Raw genomic sequence first — 23,712 nt, forward strand, 5'->3', positions numbered from 1 at the left:
TAAAAGAAATGAAAAATAATCATCTATATAGCCTAATCTTACTCATACTCGTTTTTAGTATGAAGGCTCAAAACAAAGAAACACAAATAGCCGTTCCTGAACATTATAGGAATGTTACCATTCTAGACACTACGTCTATTGCATCTATAAAATGGAAAGATTTTTTTGAAGCACAAGATCTAGTAAGTTTAATTGAAGATGCTATTGTAAGGAACAATGATTTGCAAATGGCAGACAGGAACATTAACATAGCTAATTTGCAGTTAAAGCAATCTAAATGGAATTCTGTTCCGCAGATTAATGCGTATGCTAATGCATCAACAACCCGACTTTCTGAAAACAGCTTGAACGGAATTAGTACGGCTTTGTTTTTAGGTAAAAACCATATTGAAGATTTTAATGCTGGGTTAAATTTGTCTTGGGAAGCAGATATCTGGGGTAAATTCAGAAATCAAAAAAAGAAATCACTGGCATTGTATTTACAAACTACAGAGGCTAAAAAAGCAACGCAAACTGCAGTAGTAGCTACTGTTTCTAAAACGTTCTATGACTTATTAATGCTAGATGCTCAATTAGAAGTGGCCCAAAAAACATTGGCACTTAATGATAGTATACTTTTCATAGTAAATCTTCAGTATGAAGCTGGACAAGTAACCTTATTAGCCAAACAACAAACAGAAGCACAACGTTTAATAGCAGCTAAATTAATCCCAGAATTAGAACAAAATATTCAAATACAGGAAAATGCAATTAGTGTTTTAACAGGAAGGTTCCCAGAATCAAAACAAAGAACCATTAGATTGAACGACTTAAATGTAAGTGAGAATTTAGTAGCAGGTATTCCTGCACAATTATTAAGTCAAAGACCAGATGTAAAAAGTGCAGAATTAGCCTTGCAAGCGGCAAATGCTAATGTAGGTATAGCCAAAGCATATTTTTACCCTTCGTTAAATATTACAGCTTCTACAGGAGTAAGTTCGTTTGAATCTAGTAATTGGTTTACCGTTCCTGCTTCATTGTTTGGATCAGTTGCTGGTGGTTTAACTGCACCACTCTTAAATCGTAAAAATATACAAACCCAATATAAAATAGCAAAAGAGCAAAGAGAGCAAGCTGTAATTCAGTTTAGACAAACTTTGTTAATAGCTGTAAACGAAGTTTCTAATGCTTTAATAAGAGTTGAAAAAAGTAAGGAACAATATATATTAGCAGATGAAAGAGCAACAACACTTAAAAAAGCAGTTGATAATGCAAACTTATTATTTAAAAGTGGTTTAGCTAATTATATAGAGGTTATTGTAGCACAAGGAAATTTATTACAGGCAGAATTAGAATTAGCCTCACTTAAAAGAGAAAGATTGTCTTCAAATGTCGAATTATATCGTTCCTTAGGAGGTGGATGGGAATAATGTAAGATAAGAATTGCTCTTGTGATTTGTTTTGAAGTTATAGGATAAGTAACAAGAGCATTTTCTTATTGTTTTTAATTAAAAATTATGTTAAAAGTGTCATTCTGAAATAGTTGTTTCAAAAAAAGACATATCTTTGTTACATAATCTAGGAATATATGGCTCGCTGTGTAGAATTTAATGAAGTTGAAAAAATTGAAAAAGCAATGAATGTCTTTTGGGAAAAAGGCTATAATGCAACATCAATGCAAGACCTTGTAGATGCTATGCAAATTAATAGAAGTAGTTTGTACAATACAATTGGAGATAAACACCAATTGTTTATGAAATGTATAAGTACCTATTTTGAAGCAAGTATTTGTGAGTTACGTCAGAAAGTAGCACAAGAAAAATCAGCCATGCAAGCTTTAATTAATATTATTAATGATAAAGTAGCTTCTATTGTTGATATTGAAAAGAGTTGTTTAGGAGTAAAGTCTATATTTGAAATGGCTTCAGAAGATGTAGCAGTACGCAATTTATTAACAAAAAAGAATGACGTTTTTATTGGTTTTATGACTGAAGTTGTTCAAAAAGCAATGCAAGAAGGGGCACTAGACGATACAGAAGATCCAGGATTATTAGCTGAATATATAATGACCTCTTTTACAGGATGGAAACAAGCGTATATTTTGCATAGAGATCCTATAAAAATTAAAAAAATGGCCGCTTTTTTAATTAAAAACATTACAAAATAATGTTTTTTTTATAATTTTTTTGGAACGAATGTTTCAAATTAGCATAGAGAATTCTCTCTTTTTTTATAAGCTTTTTTGGAATGATTATTTCAGATTAATATATTAAAAAAGTACTGAAATTTAACAGTTTAGATATAATTCTGAAACGAATATTTCAAAATATAAACAATCTACATAAACTTAGAAATCATGAAAAAAAACATACTATTATTATTTTTCTTGTTTTTATTCTTTGGTCATGCCATAGGACAAGATCAATTTGTAGGCGATTGGCAAACCAATGAAGGCAAACTAAAAGTTGAAATTTATAAACAAGAAGCGTACTATTATGCTAAAGTAAAGGCAAGTGAAAATAAGGAAACTTTAGGAAAAGTTATCTTAATACAAATGGTAAAAAAAACACCTACCAAATTGTATGGAGGTACATTTCTAGACGAATCTGAAGGTTCAGAATTTGAAGCTTTACTAAAATTAATAGATGATAACACAATGCGATTAAGAATCTTAACAGGATTATTTAGTAAGATTATGATTTGGAATCGAGTCGGGACTATTCCATAGAAGAAACACATGAAAAACAAACAAAACAACTATGAAGAAAACACTATATTTAATCAAGAAAGGATATGAATCTATAGCATTTCTTTCTTTAAAATCAACACTTATGAAAAACAGAAATATCACTCTCAACGAAATAGGCTTATTTTTATCTTGTATTTTAATGGTAGCTGCCTTAATTTACATTAGATCCAATTGAATATAAAATAACAAACATGAAAATTTGACATGAACCACTCCATTAGGAGTGGTTTTTTTATTAAAAAATAAAATATCTTTACAAAATCAATGAATAAAAGGCATTTATAACATTTTAATTAGTGATTATGAATTATTCAAATGATTTTTATTCAGGGAAATATAAAAATGTCATTTTTGTTCAATTAAGAAAATAATAATACATAATGAAATCTAGTTTTATTGCCATCCTATTTCTTTTGGTTACACCTTGTTTGGCACAAGTAAGTGAAACTGACAAAAAGATTCACGCTCTAGAAAAAGAGATTAAAAATTCAAATGGAAGTCATCGGCTTACCTTATTAGATAGTTTGGCTACTTATATTTATTATCATACTTCTGAAGAGAACGACTCCATTTTTAAAGTGACTATTGCGTATGCTAAAGAATTAGATTCTATTAATATCGTAGTTAAGCAAGCGACACATCTTTTAGAATTAATAAGCTATAACAGTCAAAATTTCGATGAAGGTAAGTCCTTAATTGCTTCGACAAATACGGTACTTCAACAAGCATCTAATTTAGATATAGTAGAAGAATATTACACTTATGTTGCTAATTTTTATTACCAAATAGGCGATTTTGATCAAGCTATTAAAATTTATAATCAAGCTTTGGTTAGTGCTCAGAAATATAACTCGAAACGTATTGGTGAAATTAAATTTAGGAAAGGAGTAATTTATGTAGACAAAGGAGATTTTGGTAAAGCATCTCTAAATCTTAAAGAAGCAATTACTTATTTTCAAAGAGAAAATGATACATTAAGTTGGATAGATGCTAAAATGTCAATGTCTATTTTATATAGTAAAAGCGGATTTTACAAAGAATCCAAAAAAGAAAGAAAAGAACAAATTGACCTTGCAAGAAAGCTGAAATCATATAATAATTTAGGCTTAATTTATTTTAATATGGCTGCTGATGATAATAAAGAAGGTTTACAAAATGAACGTATTTCTAATTTAAAATTAGCACTAAAAAGCAATGAAAAATCAAAGTACAAAGATTATTTTGAACCCATATTTAAAGCCACTTTAACGGTTGCTTATGCAGAAAACGATAGTTTGGAAAAAGCGGCAAACCTTCTTACTGCTTTAGAAAAGAACAGGGAAGCGTTTACAAATAATTATAACGATGCCTTTTATTTGGAAGCAAAAAAACAGGTTTTATTTGCCCAAAATAAATTTCCTCAAGCTATACATTATGGTAAACAATATCTTGAATTAAAAAAACAAGGTAAACAATATGAAGAAATTCAAGAAGCAGAAAAATTCTTAGCCAAAGCTTATGAGAAAGTTGGTAACGATAAGGAAGCATTATTACATTATAAAAACTTTACTCATATAAAAGATTCTATCGAAAATATACAAAAAATTAGAGTATTAGCTTATTATCAGACCTTGTATGAAACTAAAAAAAGAGACTTAACGATTGAAAATCAAAAAGCGAATATTGCATTATTAGATTCTAAAAATAAAATTATGCAACAATGGGGGTTGTTTGGGGGTTTAGGCTTAGTTAGTATTTTTGGGTTCTTATATATTCTTCGTTCACGTAATTTTGCTAAAAGTGAGCAAAAAGCGCAAGAAAAGTTTACGCAAGATATTATTATAGCACAAGAAGAAGAGCGTACTCGAGTGGCTTTGGAACTGCATGATAGTGTAGGGCAACAATTAATGCTCTTAACTCGTAAATCAAAAAACAGTAATGATCCGAGTATGGAAGTTTTAGCTAAAGATGCTTTACAAAGTATACGATCTATTTCTCAAGGATTGCATCCAGTAGTATTAGAACGCTTAGGGTTTACGGCTGGAATTAACGATTTAATTCATACCATAGATGCCAATACCGATCTCTTTTTTACGGTAGATATAGAACCAATCGATTCATTTTTAGATAAAGATAAGTCCTTACATGTTTACCGAATTATTCAAGAGGTATTAACCAATATCATAAAGCATGCTCAAGCTACATCGGTTACTATAGACATACATAAAGTAAAATCATCTATTAAAATTAACATCGAAGATAACGGTAAAGGCTTCGATTTTGAACAGCAAATAAAAATATCTAAAAGTCTTGGAATGAAATCTTTAATTGAAAGAAGTAAAATTATCATTGGTAAACTCAATATTAATTCAACCCTTAACGAAGGTACAATAACTCAGTTAACATTTCCTGTTTAAAATAGAAATTGTATTTTGCTATATTTTTAACCAATAATTAAAATGAATAAAAAAGCGGTTTCTATTATCGTTGCAGACGATCATCCTATTATGTTAAAAGGATTAACAGAAGAACTTGAAAATGCAGGTTATACCATTGTTGCTACCGCAAATAATGGGGCAGCAGCTGTCGAAATGATCGCATTACATAAACCCAAAATTGCTATGCTAGACATAGAAATGCCTTTTTTTAATGGTTTTGAAGTAATCAAAAACTGCTCTAATCTAGAATTAGACACGAAGTTTATTGTAATGACTTATCACAAAGAGAAAGGGTTTATTGTACAAGCTAAAAAAGTGGGAACACATGGCTACTTGCTAAAAGAAGACAATTTAGAAGAAATCGAAGCTTGTATCGAAGCTGTTTTATTTGATGAGTTCTATTTTAGCTCTTCATTTCAAGAAGATATTAAACATACTGTAGATAATGAACTTCGAAAAGTAGCTTTATTAACCCCTTCAGAAAGAACCATCATTCGACTTATTGCCCAAGGTAAAAATTCTGCAGAAATTTGTGAAACTTTAAAAGTATCTAAAAGAACCATTGAAAAACATAGGGCTAATATTATAGGAAAATTAGAACTAGAACCTTCTCAAGATACCTTAACACAATGGGCAAACGATTACAAAGAAATTATTAAATCGTTATAAATAGATTATTTATCTAACAAGATAGTTTATATAAAAAACTTCTTCCTACGTAAACTACGAATTAATTGCTTTACCTACGTATTTTATAGTGTTTTTAAAAAACTGAAATTGCATTATCATTAAAATACATTTTTACCAATTTAAATCAGTAAGTAAAATTATATTTTTATTTCCAATTGTTTTTTTATTCAATTTGAAGTACTAAAAATTAATTCTGCAACATGTCGACATAAATTTCAATTGAAAATTGCAAGCTGTTTGAATGGTAAAAAAGTTTTGATACATGATAAAAACAAGTGTAATTTAAAAACAAATAATATGAACGATTTAAAACAAAAACCAGAAGTAGCAGAAGCAAGTGATGCACTTTTGAGAAAAACATTAAGTACGTCGATGACGGCAGGGAAAGTAGATAATTATATGCTCGAAAGAAGTAAATTATTAGTTCCTATAGATGCTACATTAGACTTAAAACTATTAGGTTTCGATGGTAGATTAAAATGCGTACCAAAAGACACTAAAAAATACCCTCATAAATGGGAACATAGAGTGTATGGTGCAGGTATAATCGATATTGATAATTTGAATGGTATATTGTCTACTGGCTATACTAATTGGGATGGTCTTTGGGCAAACACAACTTCCGCAGGGGTTACTGCTGGAGAAGCTGGTGCAGGTGTAGTAGTAGTAGTCTTTTTTAGAAAAGACGGAACACCCATAGGCGATTTTAGAGGTATACCAACAGGTAAGTTAGGAATTGCTGGCGCAGGAGGCGCAGGAGAATGGCAAAAAATATAATTTTTTACTATACTATTTTTATTTAAGTTCCCAATAATCAAACGAAAAAGACCTTAACAAGAATAATTGTTTAAGGTCTTTTATTTGTTTACTATACGTAACCTACGTAATTTTTGCTTTCGTTACGTATTTTATAAAAATAACGATGAGTATAGTTTTGTGTTATTAAACTTTTTTACTCATGAAAATAAAAATTACTTTAATCGCAGGATTATTTTTTGTTTTAGGAATTAGTTTGTTGTATGCTCAAACTTCTCCTGTTTCAGAATTTTCGGCGTATCCTGCTTTAGGAAATAGTGTGCCACATACTGTTTTTTTTACCAATCAGTCTACTTCAGCAGACACTTGGTTGTGGAATTTTGGAGATGGTTCCACTTCTACCAGCATGAATCCAATTCATACTTATACCACAACTGGAGCTTATACGGTTTCTCTAAAAGCTGATAATACAACTAATGGTACTTCTGATATAATCACGAAAGTAGATGAGATTAAAATTTCTATACCAAATGCTATAATTGGCGGATCTCAGCAAACAGGCTGTGGCCCTTTTACTATGAATTTTTCAGATGCTTCTACAGCCAATGGAGCTCCTTTAGTGAGTTGGTCTTGGGATTTTGGAGATGGAAATACTTCAACTAACCAGAATCCTTCACACACCTATGAAAATAGTGGAGTTTATACTGTTTCGCTACTAATAACAGACGGTTTTGGAAATTCAGATACAGCTACTTTTACTAATATGGTTGAGGTTACTGGTCCAAATTTAGCATTCGAAGTAGATCACACACTAATTCTATCTAATAGTAGTGTTGCTTTTACAAATTTATCTAATTCTGCTTCTGCTGTTGCTACATGGACTTGGGATTTTGGAGACGGAACACCAATTAGCAATCAACAAAACCCAACCCATACCTATGTAACTCCTGGAGACTATAATGTAAGTTTAACGGCTTTGGATGTAGATGGTTGCTCCAAAACAATTACTAAAACAGCTTATGTCAAGGTTGTTGCTGCTCCTGTAAATGTAGTGGTTAATAATGACACAGGCTCCTGTAATGCTTCTGTATCACTTCCTGATTTTGATGGGGCATCCAATGGAAATGCCATCCAATTAGACGGAGTTAACGATTATGTTACCGCACCGCTTCCTAGTTTATTTAATAGCATTAGTACCAATGATTTTACGGTCGAAATGTGGGTAAACAGAACTTCCTCGGGAGCAAGTACGAGGTTAATTTTTGCTCAATTTAATAATACAAATTTTGTAAGTTCTTTGGTTAATTCTTCTGGTGTATTTTATGTTTTTGTACATAGTAATGGTGTAGTGTATAGTGTAAATACTACTTATGTACTTCCTTTAAATCAATGGGTACATACTGCTTTTCGATGGAATGCTACTTCGAAAACAATTAGCGTTCTTATTAATGGTTCTCCTAGAGCTACCATTAGTGGAGGTAGTAGTAGCTTAGGAACTTCAAATCGAATGACTATCGGAAGTAAAACTGATGGAAGTCAAGTTTTTGGAGGTAAAATTGACGAAATAAGAATCTGGGATTTACAAAGAAGCGATGCAGATATTGTAGACAATATGAACACTTGTGTTTCTGAAACAAGTCCCAATTTAATTACGTATTATAAAATGAATGAAATTACAGGTAGTTCCAATGCTATTGATGCATCAGGAAATGGTTATGATGGCACGTTAATCAATTGTGATACCAGTACAGCTTGGACAACGGGTACGGTTTCTTGTGGATTATATGCTACCAATGATGTTACTAATTCTAATAACGCTTCAGGTGTTTATTCTTTGGGTAATACTACAATAACTTGGACGGTATCAAATACTTCGGGAGATACAGTTACTTGCACGCAACAAATTACAGTTGAAGATACCGAAAACCCAGTTATAAGTTGTCTGTCTGCTATTACAATCAATACAGACACAGGTTCATGTACTTCAACAGCTTCCCTTGGTACTCCAACAGCTACAGATAATTGTGGTGTGCCAACGATAACTAACGATGCACCAACTGCTTTTCCTATTGGAAATACAACTGTAACTTGGACTGCCACTGATAATGCAGGAAACACGGCCACTTGTACTCAAATAGTTACAGTTGAAGATACCGAAAACCCAGTTATAAGTTGTCCTTCTGCAATTACCATAAGTACTGATATCGGTTCATGTACTTCATCAGCTTCCCTTGGTACTCCAACAGCTACAGATAATTGTGGAGTGCCAACGATAACTAACGATGCACCAACTGCTTTTCCTATTGGAAATACAACTGTAACTTGGACAGCTACAGACAATTCAGGAAACACGGCCACTTGTACTCAAATAGTTACAGTTGAAGATACCGAAAACCCAGTTGTAAGTTGTCCTTCTGCAATTACTATAAGTACTGATATCGGTTCATGTACTTCAACAGCTTCCATTGGTACTCCAACAGCTACAGATAATTGTGGAGTGCCAACGATAACTAACGATGCGCCAACTGCTTTTCCTATTGGAAATACAACTGTAACTTGGACTGCCACAGACAATGCTGGAAATACGGTCACTTGTACTCAAATAGTTACGGTTGAGGATACAGAAAACCCAACTGCTATAACGCAAGATATTACAGTGTCTCTAGATAATTCTGGAAATGCAACGATTACTCCAGCAATGATTAATAATGGAAGTTATGATAATTGTTCAGTTGCTCTATTGGTTTTAGATAGAGATACGTTTAGTTGTGTAGATGTGGAAACTCCAGTTTTAGTTACTCTTACTATAACTGATGCAAGTGGAAACAGTAGTAGTGCTACTGCTCTTGTTACCGTAGAAGATAATAATGCTCCTATTGTATTTACACAAGATATTAGTATGGTTTTAGATGCTTCAGGTACAGCCATAATTACTCCAGAAATGATAAACAATGGTAGTTATGATGATTGTGGTATAGAAAGTTTCCAACTAAGTATAGCAACTTTTACTTGCCCTAGATTAGACGAAGCGCAATTAGTTACCCTTACCGTAATTGATGTTAATGGAAATAGTAGTACAGGAGATGCTTATGTTTCTTTTACTGGATTTGATTTAGATTTAGATGGTATAGCCGATTCTTGTGATGCTGAACAAAATCCAGATGTAACTCCGAATTTAGGTATTTCACCAAATGATGATGGTGAAAACGATACTTGGATCATAGAAAATATTACCAATTTCCCCAAAGCAAAGATTGAAGTGTTTGATAGAAATGGAGTAGCTGTTTTTAATGCAATTGATTACCAAAACGATTGGAGAGGATTAAAACAAAATAGTGGAGAATTACTACCTGTTGGTTCATATTATTTTGTAATCAACATTTTTGGAGATGGTTCTTTGTTTATTAAAGGCTGGTTGTACATTAATTACTAAATTATTATATAAAAACATATGAAACTATATACATTTTATTTATTCTTGTTGGTTTTTTTACTAACCATGGGCGTTAACGCTCAAATAGAACCAACGTATTCCTTATACCGCTACAACACTCATTTTTTTAATCCAGCAGCTTTTGGTAATGAAGAAAAAGTAGCTATTACAACTAATTTTAGAAGTCAGTTTTTAGGGATAGATAATGCACCCGAAACGCAAAGCATTAGTTTAGGTATACCTTTAAGCGAAAGAATAAAAATAGGGACAGTTGTTATTGCAGACAAAGTTTTTATAGAAAGCAACACGTCTTTATTTGCTAGTTTCTCTTATGGCATTTCAATAGGAAAGGAAACCAACTTATTGTTTGGATTACAGGCAGGTGGCTCCTTTGTAAGTATCGATTTTGGAAAATTAAATTTACCAGCCGATCCTCATCTTTCTCAAGATACTCAGTATTTTAATCCCAATATAGGTATTGGTTTTTATTTAAAAAATGAAAATTATTTTGGATCATTATCAGTTCCAAGACTTTTTGAAACCGATCGAGTTGCTGATGAAAATGGTGTAGCAACACAAGCCAATAATAAAGCAGAACTCTATCTTTCTGGAGGATATTATTTCAATTTGAGTCATAATTTAAAATTGATTCCATCTACTTTAGTACGTTTCTCTGAAAGAGAAATAATTGCTGATGCGACTGCTACTTTTCAATTTTTCGAAAAGTTTGATTTGGGAGCAAACTATAGAGTAGATAGAGCTATAGGTGGACTTTTTTATATTACGATTAAAAACCGACTAAAATTAGGTTACGCTTATGAATCTAATTTGAGCGATATTAATAAATATGATAATGGCACGCACGAATTTGGATTGTATTTTCAATTTTAAATATTGATTGGACATAATTCAATTTAACCACTCAGTAAAATGAGTGGTTTTTATTTGTATTCTTTATCAATAAACATATTCTCATGTAATTCATATTTCCATTTAGTTGCAATAAAATCAGGCGAATCTATTTCTTTACAATCTTCATTTTCTTTTGGTAGACTATGGTTCTTTTATTCTTAATTTCAACTAGAAAATTGGAACACTCCAAAAAATTCGTAATTTTTATTGCTATAGTTTCAGGATTTCCTTCTTTTGTTAAAATATAAAATTTTGGTTTGGTAAGAATATTGATAATTTTTATTTCTAATGAATCAATTGATTCAATTGTTTTAGTGTGAATATTATGGAATATTATGGAATCTTATGGTGTCAATTTTAACTTGTCCATAGCTTTTGATGAAAAAAGAAAGTAAACTAATTATTTTATGACGTTTTTTCATTTTTCAAAATATGGGTAACAGTGCGGTATAGAGTTAGTTATGAAGTTACGACCACGATTTTTCACAATTTGTATGTATGCAAAATAAATTTTCGTCGATTTATCTAATTTTGTTCATATATGCGAAATTTATTGTCACTTTTTTTATTTCTCAAATATATCCTTTTCCTTTTAGGTTTGTAATGCACTTTAATTTAAAAACTTGTATACGTTTAATGGAAGCATAAAACTCCAACTTTTGCGGGTTAGCCTAAAAAATGTAAACCCTATGTTAATAGTTTGTTGTTGTTATACTATTAAGAGGTCTGCTTAACACTGTCTCTAATTGCAGTTTCAAGTATATCAATATTGATGTCTTTAAGTGTTTTGAACTTAATACAATAGCCAGTTACGCTTGCTTTACCTATTGTTTTACCATAGGTTGTAGCTAAATACTTTTTATCTTGAATACCCATAATATAAACTGATATTCCTGTCGTGTTTGTGCTAATACCAACTTGGTAAAATTCTTTGGTTTTACCGTCAGTATAATTTATTGTCAGAAGACCATAGCCAATATTAGGATTGGTAACAATTTTCCCTTTTTCGTTCGTACCGTCTAAATACCACAATTTACCTTTTGGAAATACTTTAAGTATACGTTTATGTAAAACTTCAATGTCTGAACGTTTTGTTTCAGGTTGGGAAGCAATGTAATTCTTTATTTGTTCTTGAATGTCCATTTTGTTCTTTTATTGTTTTGGTTTACAATAATTGTAACTCGTTTGTATAGGTTGCAAATCACACAAATTTAACTTTTTAGTGTACTAAGTATAACAAATTTTAAATTCTATTTCTCAAATATACCTTTTTTAATTATTCATAAAAATATACTTAAAAGATGTAGAATGACGTTCTTCAATTTCTTGATAATATCAGTTAATTACAAAAAAATCCACTTTAGGTTGTTCGAAAAGCGGTTCACGTTTAGTTTGTTTTTAACAATTTTGCGTTGAGTTTTAATTCAAATTTCGTCCAGTTTGGCTTGTTTCAGTTCGGATCGCTCAGTTTGGTATTAGTATTTTTTCAACTTTAAATCCTCCCTAAAACCCCAATCGCGCCAAATGGTTGTTGTAGGCAGTTTTTTCTTTTCATAGTGTCACATGCTTTTCTTCTCGGATCTTTGATTACTTAAGTTTTAGTCTAGGTTAGGCTTTATTCTAACAGTCCACTTCCTCCACGCAAATAATATATAGAACTTAAAATTACGACTGTAAATCCAACTGCAAGAATAATTAATCCAATTTCAAGAATTAAGTAAATGTATTTTCTTCGACGTTTTTGTTTGTGGAAAAATATATTTAAAGGCAATGTGTGTTTGATAATCAATTTCAATATGAAATACATTATGCCAACAGGTATAAGAAACATTATTAGTAGTAATGCAATTGCTCCGTTATTCCATTCCATTAGTTAATGTTTTTATTTTTCGTCTTACAAAATTCGCAATCTTGCCAAACGTCTGTTAGATGCCGCCATTTATCAATTAAATAATCTTTTAAGTAACTTTCTTGTGTTTTTATCAAGTTCGACAATTTTTAGGTTGTTATTAAATTTGAAGTTTATATTTTTTTCTTCTCCAATCTCTAATAGGTAACTGTTTATTGTTTTATTTAATTTATTATCGTTTTCAAAAAATGTAATTATACTTTCACAATAGTGGTCAGTCATTGAAAATCCACTATCTTCTGTTTTATACATTTTAAGTTCTTCTTGTTCTATTTTCTGTTTATTTTCATAATAGAAAGTAAAAAAATAATTTGTAGAGTCAATTTTAATACTTTCAGTTTCACATTTATTGATTTTTTGAATAAAGGTTCGTCCTTTATTTTTCCATAGAAGATAAAAGTTTACATTTCCGCATTTCGGTGAAATCATACTTTCGCATTTTCTTTCTATAATTCCAATTGTGTCAATTTTTGAGCTTTTTAATGTAGCTATTTTTTCCACTAATAGCGAATCTAAAGTTATTTCTTGTCCATAAAAGATATTTGTCAGGAAGAATAATATTAAAAATAAGATACTTTTCATTTCTCTGAAATCAGATGAGCGGTTGCACATAACGATTCTCGGTTATAAAATTATGACGAAAACCGCACACCGAGCTATTTCAAATATAGAATTTAATTTCGAATTTACCGAGAAAATTAGGAAAAATGTGCAGACCAAGTCATGATTTATAGCCGATGTTGTGCGATGTAATTATTCCTCTAGTTTGGCAAGTAAATCTTGAATAAACTTCTTTTTTAAAATGTTATAAAGAGAAACCTTATCTCCAAAAAAGTTTTTAATAGTAATTAGTTTTTGTACTAATAATCTTATTGAATACAGGCGAAATGATTTCCAGTCTGGTACAAACTTAAAATCTACAGTTTCAGAAGTTGAATGATACATTTTTTGTAGCGATAAAGAACATAAAACTGATTGTAATTTTAAAATTGATATTTTATAGCAATAGATTAATTCAAAAAAATCCTAAACAATTACTGTCTAGGGATTTAATTTCCGTAGCGAAGACGGGAGTTGAACCCGTGACCTCAGGGTTATGAATTTAGAAGTCTTTCTAAAATCACCTGTTTTACTGGTGTTTTGGAGACTTTAAAATTTTAATTTCAATAAAATCGTGTTCAATTTTATGTTCAAGATTAGAACTGGATTAATTATTATTTCAAAAGTAATTAATATATCTAAATTTTTAATTAAAATTTTAGATTAAGTCAGTAAATCTTCCCCAAAGTATATCTGGTCTATTGAAAACTGCAGGTGATGTCTCTTGTATAGCATCTCCGAATCTTTTATTGTTTCCAGAACTACAATGTATTACTTTCGTCATTTTTCCATTCTTTACTTCTGAAACAATGCCTACATGTCCAATTTTATTTCCAGCTCCATAAACTACTATACATCCTATTTCGGGTGTTTCAATTTTATTGAAAATTCCCGACATACTTTTTATATCAGCTTCCATTGAATCAGTAAAAATCCAACCACCAAATTTTTGGTAAAAAGGGATATCAGTTTTTCTCGAAATTTTGAAAACCCAACAAATAAAACCACTACAGTCACATTGTTTGTTTGCGGTTGGTAAAATCAATTCTGGTTTCATGCCTCCAGAACCTAGTTTATATTTTATTCCTTTTCCAATTGCAGATTTTGCTCTATTTATAAAATAGCTAGCATTTAATATTTCATTAATTATAATTTCTCCAGGCACATCTTCTAGATTAGGAATTTTTATGATTTGATTGACATAGATGTGATTCTGATTTTTTATTTCTGGATTGAATGCCATTATTAATTCAACGGTAGAATTGAATTTTTTTGCAATTTTCGTCAAATTATCGTTAGGTTTAATTTTATATATCATAATTATGAATTAGTCGCGTCTTAAAAAGATTATTGGATTTTCTCTTGCAATTAAGTTGAATTGTTTAGTAGATAGATTTGATTTAGTTTTGGCTAATAATTCTTTTTCTGAATTATGATTACGAACGACATAAAAATCGGTGCCAAATAATATTTTTTCTTTTAAAGCGGGATTACTTAAGGTTTGTTTTAATAATGGTACAATTTCTTCTTCATGTATAATATAACTTAAATCTGCATATACATTTGGATATTGCATGATTAAACTTGAAATGATAGAGTACCAATCAGCATTTTTCCAAATATCCATTAATCTACCATAACCAAGTTTGTCTTTTTTTGTATTAATAAATGTGATTCCTTTAGAATTATCTGTCATTTTGTGAGAATAATTATCCCTATCTCTTTCCATAAATTTTTTCCATTCATCATCTCCTCCATAGTGTCCAAAACAGATTTTTAAATTACTCAAATCAGAACTAATTGTATCTGTTTCTTCAGAATATCCAAATAAATTCAAGAGTTCTGGTTTGTTGCATTTTTTTATCCATTCTTTAAGCAAAATAGGATTAAGTAAGCATAAATAATTTAAAGGATGTGTGAAGTCTAGAGAATATTCAATGTTTTTGCTTTTAGCTAATAGCATATATTCATTGGGCAATTTAGCATCTTTAATTATAGGATGATAGTACCATTCTTTTTTCTTATTGCCTCTGTAAAAAATGGTTCCTCTAATACAATGAGTCATAATAGGTAGATTATTATCTGCCGCATATTTCCATAAGGGTAATAATTTTTCATCGAAAGGAAAATACCCCAATGCTGGATAAATTTTAAAACCTGCAAAATTTGCTTTTTCGATGTATTCTTTTATAAAGCAATCTTCTAAAATAACTTTGCCGTTGAGGTTTTTCCATTTAAAAAAATCTTTATAACCAACACTTTCTCTCCGTGGATCAACAAAAATAAAAGGATGTATAATCGTTGGGTTTTTTAATTTTATTTCTTTTAGTTTTTCCATTTGAGTTTGGTAATTACCTATTGGTTTAATTTTACCTGCGTCCATAAATTCCATATCCATAGGAAGTACAACAAATTGAGTGTTTTTAGGATATTGTTTTGTAAGTCGTTTAAAAATTGCATTTTGTTCTTGATAATAGGCAAATCGACCTATACTCACGTAGCGGGTAATAAACTTCAGCTGATCTTCGTTGATAAAAATGAGAGATAACTTTTTAGAATTACGTAGTATTATTAACCCCATTTTTCTACCATACGGTATAGCAATTAATGTAAATAAAATGATACTTATTTGTAAAGCATCATTTTTTAAAAATTCTAAAAATTGAATATTATAAAGTTTTATAAGTAATTTTTCACAAAACTCAATTTCTTTAAAAAAATACTTAAATAGGAGGTAAGTAGAAAACAGGACTATTATAAAGCTTACTACATCCACTATAGCTCTTAAAACTCTAATACGCTGCCATAGAAGTTTTAGCTTAACTAAATTCTTTTTTAAATTGCTATTTTCAAAGCTAAAATTAAATTTATAGGGGCTATATTTATTTGTAAACCAAAATTTACAAATTCTTATAACTAAAGGCACTGTTAAAATTTTGTATAAAATAAAAGGCATAAATTTTTTGCCAATATAAGGAGGGATGTTATCCCCAGTAAAAATATGGGTATGACAGTTGATAATTGGTTTTTCACTCATCTTTCTATTTTTTTTAAAATTATCAATAATGAGTTTACTTGTCAATGCGTATTTATACTTAATTTAAAGTGTCTTACTATTATAGTATTTTTAGTATAATACTTATTGTTTATATAATCAAAAAAAAACTACAATATTGAATAATAAAATAAGATATAAATATTTTTATGAATGTTAGGTTGTGCTTTTTTTAAACTTTAATCCCTTATTATTTCCTAGCCTTATCTCTAATAGTTATAGATAAATCCATTGCGGCATATTTATTCTCCGCATGCTTGTATGTTTTTCCTAATTTGTCCCAATCACCATTAATATCTGTAAAGCTTTGATACCAGGTTAAAAATGGTTTGTCATCAACTTTACCAAGATATTTACCAACTATTGAAGAAACCGAACTGATTAAATTAATAATATTAGAAAATTCATTAGCCTCTTTAATAATTGTGAGTAATTTATCGGATAAATCTTTATAATCGTTATCGTTTTTTATGTTCTCCATTATTTTAGCAACATCTCTCAAACTTTGTTTTGATTTTATAATGGAAGTCATTACATGAACCTGTGAAGGCGCTTTTTCCTTTTTTTCTTGTTTCCAATAAAAAATAGATTTATCAATAGATAACGCATCGCCATCATCTACTTTTTCAAAACCCTTCAAATCTAAATTTATGATTTGGTTTTTAGCGTCAGAAACTACTAATGTTAAAAAATAGATTTTTGCCAATCCTGGGAAAGGAAAAATTTTAGCAGTCTTATTGTCTTTAATTATAACATGAGATAGTCTAATTTCAAGACCACTTATTTTATCAGATCCTAAAATATCACCATCTTTTGTCGTGAAATCGAATGAAGCCTCTTTGAAACTATGCTCCTCAGTATATAAATTTTGCAGTAAGTTTAACATAAACGTTTTTTTTTATAAAATTAGACTTAACTAAAGTTTTGTGCAATGAGTATTTTTACTCAATAATAGGTAAAAATGTCATAAATGATATTAAACAGAGGCTAACAAATGCGTCATTTTAATGGTGATGTTAATATAAGTTAAAATAAAGTATTTTATCATTTTTTATCATAAATTGCTTTGTCTCTTTAATATTTAAAGTATAATATATTTCAAGAGAAAGCGTTTTTTTAAGATTAAACTCTTTTTATTAATGAGTTGAGCTTTTCTAATTAATTAGATTACTGTAGAAAATAACATGCATTTTAATAGTATTAATTTAGTTTTCTTATTGGATTAAATTTATATGATAATATTTATTAAAGTTAAGTATTGGGAGACAAATAGTTATTGATCAAGATTTTTATTTACGTATTTTTATGATTAAAATAGCTTTAATTGATGATCATGAACTTTTTAGAAAAAGTTTATCTACACTATTGTCTTTTTCAACAAATTTCAATGTTGTTTATGATACAAATGATGGGCTAGCATTTTTAGAATATATAAAAGAAAATGATGTAGATATTATTTTGTTAGATATTCAAATGCCTATAATAAATGGTTTTGAGTTATGTAAAATATTGAAAAGTATACAGCCAGAAATTAAAATTTTGATTGTTTCGCAACTCAATTCAAAAGAAGTGATACATCATGTCATGACATGTGGTGCGAACGGATTTTTTAGTAAAAATTCTTCTCCAAATCTTTTAGAAAATGCTATTGAAAAAATAATAGAAAATGATTATTATTTTGATGATGAATTAGGGATTGTTATTAAAGATGCAATTTTATGGGAAAGAAGAGAGGGTTATACATTAGATTTTTCTGAATCAATTTATTTGTCTGATAGAGAGATTGAAATTATTAATATGGCTTGTGTTGAAATGAGTAGTAAAGAAATAGCAAATAAGTTGTGTATTAGCACTCGAACAGTTGAAAACCATAGAAAGCGTATAATGGAAAAAACTCGTGCCAAAAATTTTATTGGAGTCATCTTGTTTGCTTTAAAAATTAACGCTATTACTTTAGATAATTTTAGTTAATGGTTGATTTTTAATGTGCAATTTTATATTCTTTGTAAATTTTAAAAATACTTAGGGATTTATATTCAGTTGTTATTGAATACTATTTCCAAAAAAAGAATGAAGAGGATTGAAAATGTATTTCTTATATAATTCTCATTCTTAAATTAAGTATAAACACTCATTGATTTTTTTAATTCTAAATGATAGGTTTGTTAATTAATTATCAATTAATCTTTAATAGTTGATTCAAAACTTATTTAATGACAACACTGCGTAATCTTAATGATAAACTATCTACTAATTTAGGATTAATTAGAAACAAAATTGAATTAGAAAATAGTGTAAATGATCAAAGTTTAAATATTCTTTTAGAAAGTCCATTGTTAGATATTCTTAATTTAATTTACAATTTCAAGTTAATAAATTCAAATTCAATTGATAAAAATTTTCCAGGGATAGATGGCATTGATTTTGAAAACAAGGTGATGTTTCAAATAAGTTCTACTTTTTCGCCAGAAAAAATTAAACATACCATAAATCAGGTGCTTAAGTATAAGCATTATGAAAAAGCTGACGAGTTATTTTTTTTAATTTTAAGTCCTAAAAAAAGAATTAACAATAATACTAAGAAAGAAATATTACAAATTATTGATAATCGTTTTAATTTTGATTTTGACCAGAATATTATCGATTTGTCTAGCCTTTATGAATACTTATATAATGAAGGTGATAAAGTAAAAGTATTTGAAGTTAACAAAAAAATCGAATCCGTTTTATTTGATATCGATATTTATTCAAACACTTCTTTAGAATATATCGCTTTAAGTTTTGATGATGAAGAAATGGATAACGCTTTTGAGTTATCACAAATAATTTCAAAGTTAGGTTATAACGTTGTGACAACTAATTATTTGCTTTTGAAAAAAGCAAAAGAGAAGAAATCTCCTTTTGTTGATAATATCGTGGTTTTAAAAGAAACTAGTTTGTTAGGCTTTATTAAAAATGCAATAGTAATAGTCTCCCAAAACTTCATTAAAAAGAATCTAGATTCCCAAAAACCTTCATGTAGGATTTTTAAGTATTTAAAAGAAAATGAAATTCATCCAATTTTACTAAATTTCACAAATTATAGTTATAAAATTTTTGACAAGAAATATAAAAACCCAAGAACAGTTTCTCTTTTAAATGTAAGTAAAATTGAAAAGTTAGTTTCAGACTATCTTAAACCTAAACAAAATTTAAAATACAGTTTTAAAGATATAGAAAATGTACTAAGAAGCTTGTTTCCAACACATTCGTTTAAAAGTTTAGAAAACAATAATGATAGTTTTTGTTTGTATAATTTTACATATGATAATTCGGTTATTAATTTTTTGATATTTAGTCATGATTATAAGAGAAATGATGTTTTAAGTAGATTTGAAAAATTATATTCTAAAGGATATTCCACTAATTTAACGGTATTATTGCCAAAAGATTATAATCAAAAAACAAATTTACGTTTACGATTTATTCAAGAAAAATTTCCAAAGAATAAAGTATATTTTATAGATGAGTACTTTTACGATAAATGTTTAAAAAACATTCGAAAAGATATTGAAAATAGGTTACTAGAAGAGGTGTTTATTTCACCTATTTTTAGATTAGAAGAAGATGATGAAACGTTAGATGATATCATAAATTGGCTTAAAAATGAAGAAACAACAGTTTCATTTATTACTGGTGGTGGAGGTGATGGAAAAACAACCGTTTGTGAAAAAATACATGATGAGGTTTTACAAAATTTTGATAATCATTTGGTTATATTTTTAAATACAGAGACTTATGTAGATTTTATTCAAAAAAGAGGAAATGTTGAAACTTCAAAATTTACCTTGCAAACTATTTTTGAGATTTCAAATATTCAATTTGGAGGAGTTGAAGTGAATACTTTAAAATCAAATTTTGCATTTGGAAATATAACCGTAATAATTGATGGAATAGATGAAATTATTTCAACTTTGCCAAATTTTAGCTTGCTTGATTTTATAATCGATTTAAATCAATTAGAAGAAACTTTAGGAAAAGGGAAATTAATAATCAGTTGTAGAGATGTGTATATTGATGAATTAATAAAATCACAAGATGCCTTATTTCAAAAACACAATTATTATAAATTATTGAAATTTAATAAAGAATTAGCGGAACAATATTTTAATAAAAACTTTAATTACAATGTGAAAAAAGTAAAGGATTCTTTAAAATTGTTACATCATTTTTTTGAGCATTTTGAAGATGATGAAAAAGAATACATTTATTCTCCATTTATATTAGAAGTAATTTCTACAATAGTTGATACTGATTTTGATTATGATTTACTTCAATACAACTATGATTCTGAAATATTAATAAAAAAATATAGTAATGATTATCTTTTTTATAAGATCATTAGTAGAGAAATTGCAAAAAAAGAGAAGCATGGCTTTAAATTGAAAACCGATGAATATGTAAAATTACTGAGCTTATTAGCTATTGAGAAAAATGGCTATTTTCAATTAGAAGATTTTGATTTTTTACTTAAAAAAATTAATGCTCCTTTTATGCTTAAGAATATTGAAGATAGTTTAAAAGACAACCCTTTCTTTACTACAAATAGAGATAGATATTTATTCCGATTTGATTTTTACAATCATGTTTTTCGTATTAATGCATTGTATTCCAAAATAATTAACCCTAACTCTTTTGCGTTGACCGACTCGTTTTTGAGTATGATATCAACTGGATTAATCTATAATTCAGCTATATATGTGGGGTTGAAAAATAAAATTGAGAAAAGTGAATTAACTTGGAAACAATTACTTCCTTATTTCAAAACATTGATAAATGAAATGAACACTTTGCCTGTTAATTCTAATTTGTTAATTAATAAAGCTATTAGTAATTTATTTATATTTATAAATGAATTAAAACCTATTAAAATAAATTCAAGAACAATACTTATAGAATTATTTTCAGATGAAAATTATGAAGAAAATAATTTTTTTGCGATAGATAATTTTTATTTGATAGATATACCCGAAGTGTTAAACTTACAATTAGATTTTTCCGACTTCTATTTTACAAATAGTGTAATAGATAACTATAATTGGTTTCTAAATTGTCATTTTAATAGCAATACTTTTTTCGATAATACTTGTAAGATTAGTAAAGTATATAATGAAAAAATAAATTTTAAAAACTGTACGGCTACCAGTAAAAACGTTGATAATTATATAACAGGTTTAGATAATACCTTGCTAAAAATAGTTGAACTAATAGAATCAGGTGGTGAAGAATTAGTTTCCTATTTTAGAAGGTATTTCAGATCTTTTCAAAAGAATAACAAATTAGTAGAAAAAATCACATTTAATGAATTACCTATTTTAAAAATGGGTATACCATTACAAGAAGTTAATGCTATTTTATTAAAGTATTCTATTTTAAGTGAAATCGATAAAGATGGTATTCAACTTAATCATGATAAGAAATTAAAAATTTTAAAATTTATCAATCAAAACCTTTTGTTTAAAGAATTAAATTTATCAATTAAAGATATAGAGAGCATACAGATTAAGAATAATTAATGATTTTAATAACTATTATAGACTTTTTAAAATATCAAATTAGGTATAAATACTCATTGATTTTTAATTATAAAACAGATAGTTTTGGAAAGAACTATTTATAATAAATTATCTTTTCCATGAAAAAAGTATCCCAATTTTTTTTGATTTTAATTTCGCTAACTATCGCATCTTGTTCTTCTGATGATTCCTCTAACAATGGCGATGATGCACTTTACATCCGATATACATTTAATAATGTAAGTTATGATTTTGAACCTACAACCATTACATCGCTTCAAAAACACATAATGGGTGAAAAAGAAATTAATACCGTTTACAATCGTATTTCTTTATGGATGCCAACTAATCCATCACTGGGTAGTCATGAAATTACAGATGAAACCCCTACAAGTAGCAATTTGGAAACCCTTCACAATGCAGAATTATGGGTTGGAAATGATACCTACACAGCTACTAGTGGCACAATAGTTGTGACTGAAATAAATGAAGAGTATATTAAAGGAACTTTTACTTTTACTGGAGATGATGGTAATGGAACTTCGGTTTCTGTAACTAATGGGAGTTTTAGGGCTTATCGATAAAAATTATTATGTTTTAAAGTGTTAAAGAACAATCTTATTTATGCCTTTTATAAAGGAATTGTTTTAGTTCAAAATAAACATACATAAAAAAGTAAGCCTATTCAAAGACTTTTTATAATCGTTTGAAAAAAATGATTTTTTTACCTACTAAATTAAATAAAGGCACGAAAATTGCAATAAAATTCATACAATAAATTTTTTATGATGTTCTAAAAATTACTTCAATATTAAACCAAATAGCCCCTCATGATTAAAATAGCAATCGTAGACGATCATCAAATAGTTAGAGAAGGACTTAAAAATCTATTAGAAGTAAGTAAGGATTTTCAAGTAATTACTCAGGCAGCTAATGGATTAGAGTTTTTAAAAATTTTGGCAACGGATGCAATACACCCTGATGTGGTATTGTTAGACTTGCAAATGCCTACAATGGATGGATATGAAACCAGTATAAAGCTCAAAGAAAAATATTCTCAAATTAAAATTATTATTTTATCACAACGTGAAACAAAAGAAAGTATAAAAAAAGTCTTTTTAGCAGGAGCTAATGGTTACCTTACAAAAGATACAGATTTTACATCTTTACATCTTGCTATAAATAGAGTTTACAATGAAGATTTCTATTTTGATATGAAATTTTCTAATGTTATAAGAGAGGCAATGGTTATTAAAGGCGAAATGTTAAATATTGATCACTTAAAGAAAAGTAGAGAAAAAATACTTTCAGAAAGAGAGATTGAAATTGTAGATTTAATTAGTAAGGAATATAATACTGGTGAAATTGCAGACAAATTATGCTTGAATTATAGAACGATTGAGTCGCATAGAAAAAGAATAATGACTAAAGTAGGTGCTAAAAATTTCATTGGTGTCATTATCTTTGCAATTAAAAATGGTTTAATTACTATTTAAAGATTATATAGCTACTAATGAAAAGGTAACAATTAAATAACTGTTTTATTTGATAAGCGATTAAAGTCAAATCTATAAATTATAAGAGTAACTTATATTGCTCTAAATTTTTTACAAAGCATTAAAACTAAAAAGTAAATTCCATTAAATAGTTTTTCTTA

Annotated in this window: 18 protein-coding genes; 13 read left to right on the forward strand and 5 right to left on the reverse strand. The window is 28.5% G+C overall.

Annotated features, from left to right (window positions below):
* Window positions 1-8: 8 nt before the first annotated feature.
* From CX675_RS14295 to CX675_RS14330, 9 genes are all read left to right on the forward strand, one after another.
* Window positions 9-1,409: an efflux transporter outer membrane subunit gene (locus tag CX675_RS14295; protein ID WP_130735925.1), complete on the forward strand. Its 1,401-nt coding sequence runs from the start codon at window positions 9-11 to the stop codon at window positions 1,407-1,409.
* A gap of 158 nt (window positions 1,410-1,567) precedes the next feature.
* Window positions 1,568-2,146: a TetR/AcrR family transcriptional regulator gene (locus tag CX675_RS14300; protein ID WP_130735926.1), complete on the forward strand. Its 579-nt coding sequence runs from the start codon at window positions 1,568-1,570 to the stop codon at window positions 2,144-2,146.
* 189 nt (window positions 2,147-2,335) lie between these two features.
* Entirely contained in the window at window positions 2,336-2,707 is a 372-nt protein-coding gene (locus CX675_RS14305) for a DUF2147 domain-containing protein (RefSeq protein WP_130735927.1), read from the forward strand.
* A gap of 31 nt (window positions 2,708-2,738) precedes the next feature.
* Window positions 2,739-2,903 carry a hypothetical protein gene (locus CX675_RS19880; protein ID WP_165396056.1) on the forward strand — a complete coding sequence of 55 codons (165 nt, stop codon included), beginning with the start codon at window positions 2,739-2,741 and terminating at the stop codon, window positions 2,901-2,903.
* A gap of 205 nt (window positions 2,904-3,108) precedes the next feature.
* Window positions 3,109-5,124 carry a sensor histidine kinase gene (locus CX675_RS14310; RefSeq protein WP_130735928.1) on the forward strand — a complete coding sequence of 672 codons (2,016 nt, stop codon included), beginning with the start codon at window positions 3,109-3,111 and terminating at the stop codon, window positions 5,122-5,124.
* Between the two features lie 42 nt (window positions 5,125-5,166).
* Window positions 5,167-5,814: a response regulator transcription factor gene (locus CX675_RS14315; protein ID WP_130735929.1), complete on the forward strand. Its 648-nt coding sequence runs from the start codon at window positions 5,167-5,169 to the stop codon at window positions 5,812-5,814.
* Between the two features lie 318 nt (window positions 5,815-6,132).
* Window positions 6,133-6,612 (forward strand): hypothetical protein, encoded by a 480-nt coding sequence (locus CX675_RS14320; protein WP_130735930.1) that lies wholly within the window; start codon window positions 6,133-6,135, stop codon window positions 6,610-6,612.
* Window positions 6,613-6,793: 181 nt separating this feature from the next.
* Window positions 6,794-10,024: a PKD domain-containing protein gene (locus CX675_RS14325; RefSeq protein ID WP_130735931.1), complete on the forward strand. Its 3,231-nt coding sequence runs from the start codon at window positions 6,794-6,796 to the stop codon at window positions 10,022-10,024.
* 18 nt (window positions 10,025-10,042) lie between these two features.
* Window positions 10,043-10,915: a type IX secretion system membrane protein PorP/SprF gene (locus CX675_RS14330; RefSeq protein WP_130735932.1), complete on the forward strand. Its 873-nt coding sequence runs from the start codon at window positions 10,043-10,045 to the stop codon at window positions 10,913-10,915.
* 738 nt (window positions 10,916-11,653) lie between these two features.
* On the opposite strand, the gene CX675_RS14335 is transcribed toward CX675_RS14330, so the two are convergent.
* The 5 genes from CX675_RS14335 to CX675_RS14360 form a co-directional block, all read right to left on the reverse strand.
* On the reverse strand, window positions 11,654-12,079 hold the full coding sequence (locus CX675_RS14335; RefSeq protein ID WP_130735933.1) for a DUF1801 domain-containing protein: 426 nt from the start codon (window positions 12,077-12,079) through the stop codon (window positions 11,654-11,656).
* 799 nt (window positions 12,080-12,878) lie between these two features.
* A complete protein-coding gene (locus CX675_RS14340; protein ID WP_130735934.1) occupies window positions 12,879-13,346 on the reverse strand; it encodes a hypothetical protein in 468 nt (155 codons plus the stop codon).
* 757 nt (window positions 13,347-14,103) lie between these two features.
* Window positions 14,104-14,763, reverse strand: a complete 660-nt coding sequence (locus tag CX675_RS14350; protein WP_130735936.1) for a LysM peptidoglycan-binding domain-containing protein — start codon at window positions 14,761-14,763, stop codon at window positions 14,104-14,106.
* Window positions 14,764-14,772: 9 nt separating this feature from the next.
* Entirely contained in the window at window positions 14,773-16,026 is a 1,254-nt protein-coding gene (locus CX675_RS14355; protein WP_165396057.1) for an amidohydrolase family protein, read from the reverse strand.
* Between the two features lie 664 nt (window positions 16,027-16,690).
* A complete protein-coding gene (locus tag CX675_RS14360; RefSeq protein WP_130735938.1) occupies window positions 16,691-17,386 on the reverse strand; it encodes a hypothetical protein in 696 nt (231 codons plus the stop codon).
* 419 nt (window positions 17,387-17,805) lie between these two features.
* On the opposite strand from CX675_RS14360, the gene CX675_RS14365 reads away from it, so the two are divergent.
* From CX675_RS14365 to CX675_RS14380, 4 genes are all read left to right on the forward strand, one after another.
* Window positions 17,806-18,471 carry a response regulator transcription factor gene (locus CX675_RS14365; RefSeq protein WP_130735939.1) on the forward strand — a complete coding sequence of 222 codons (666 nt, stop codon included), beginning with the start codon at window positions 17,806-17,808 and terminating at the stop codon, window positions 18,469-18,471.
* A gap of 242 nt (window positions 18,472-18,713) precedes the next feature.
* Window positions 18,714-22,055: an SMEK domain-containing protein gene (locus tag CX675_RS14370; RefSeq protein ID WP_130735940.1), complete on the forward strand. Its 3,342-nt coding sequence runs from the start codon at window positions 18,714-18,716 to the stop codon at window positions 22,053-22,055.
* 119 nt (window positions 22,056-22,174) lie between these two features.
* Window positions 22,175-22,639, forward strand: a complete 465-nt coding sequence (locus tag CX675_RS14375) for a hypothetical protein (RefSeq protein ID WP_130735941.1) — start codon at window positions 22,175-22,177, stop codon at window positions 22,637-22,639.
* A 246-nt stretch (window positions 22,640-22,885) separates the two neighbouring features.
* Complete coding sequence (locus tag CX675_RS14380; protein WP_130735942.1) at window positions 22,886-23,551, forward strand: response regulator transcription factor; 666 nt, start codon at window positions 22,886-22,888, stop codon at window positions 23,549-23,551.
* Window positions 23,552-23,712: the final 161 nt, after the last annotated feature.

Origin of the sequence: Flavobacterium sp. J27, from assembly GCF_004303025.1 — a bacterium.
Lineage (GTDB): Bacteria > Bacteroidota > Bacteroidia > Flavobacteriales > Flavobacteriaceae > Flavobacterium.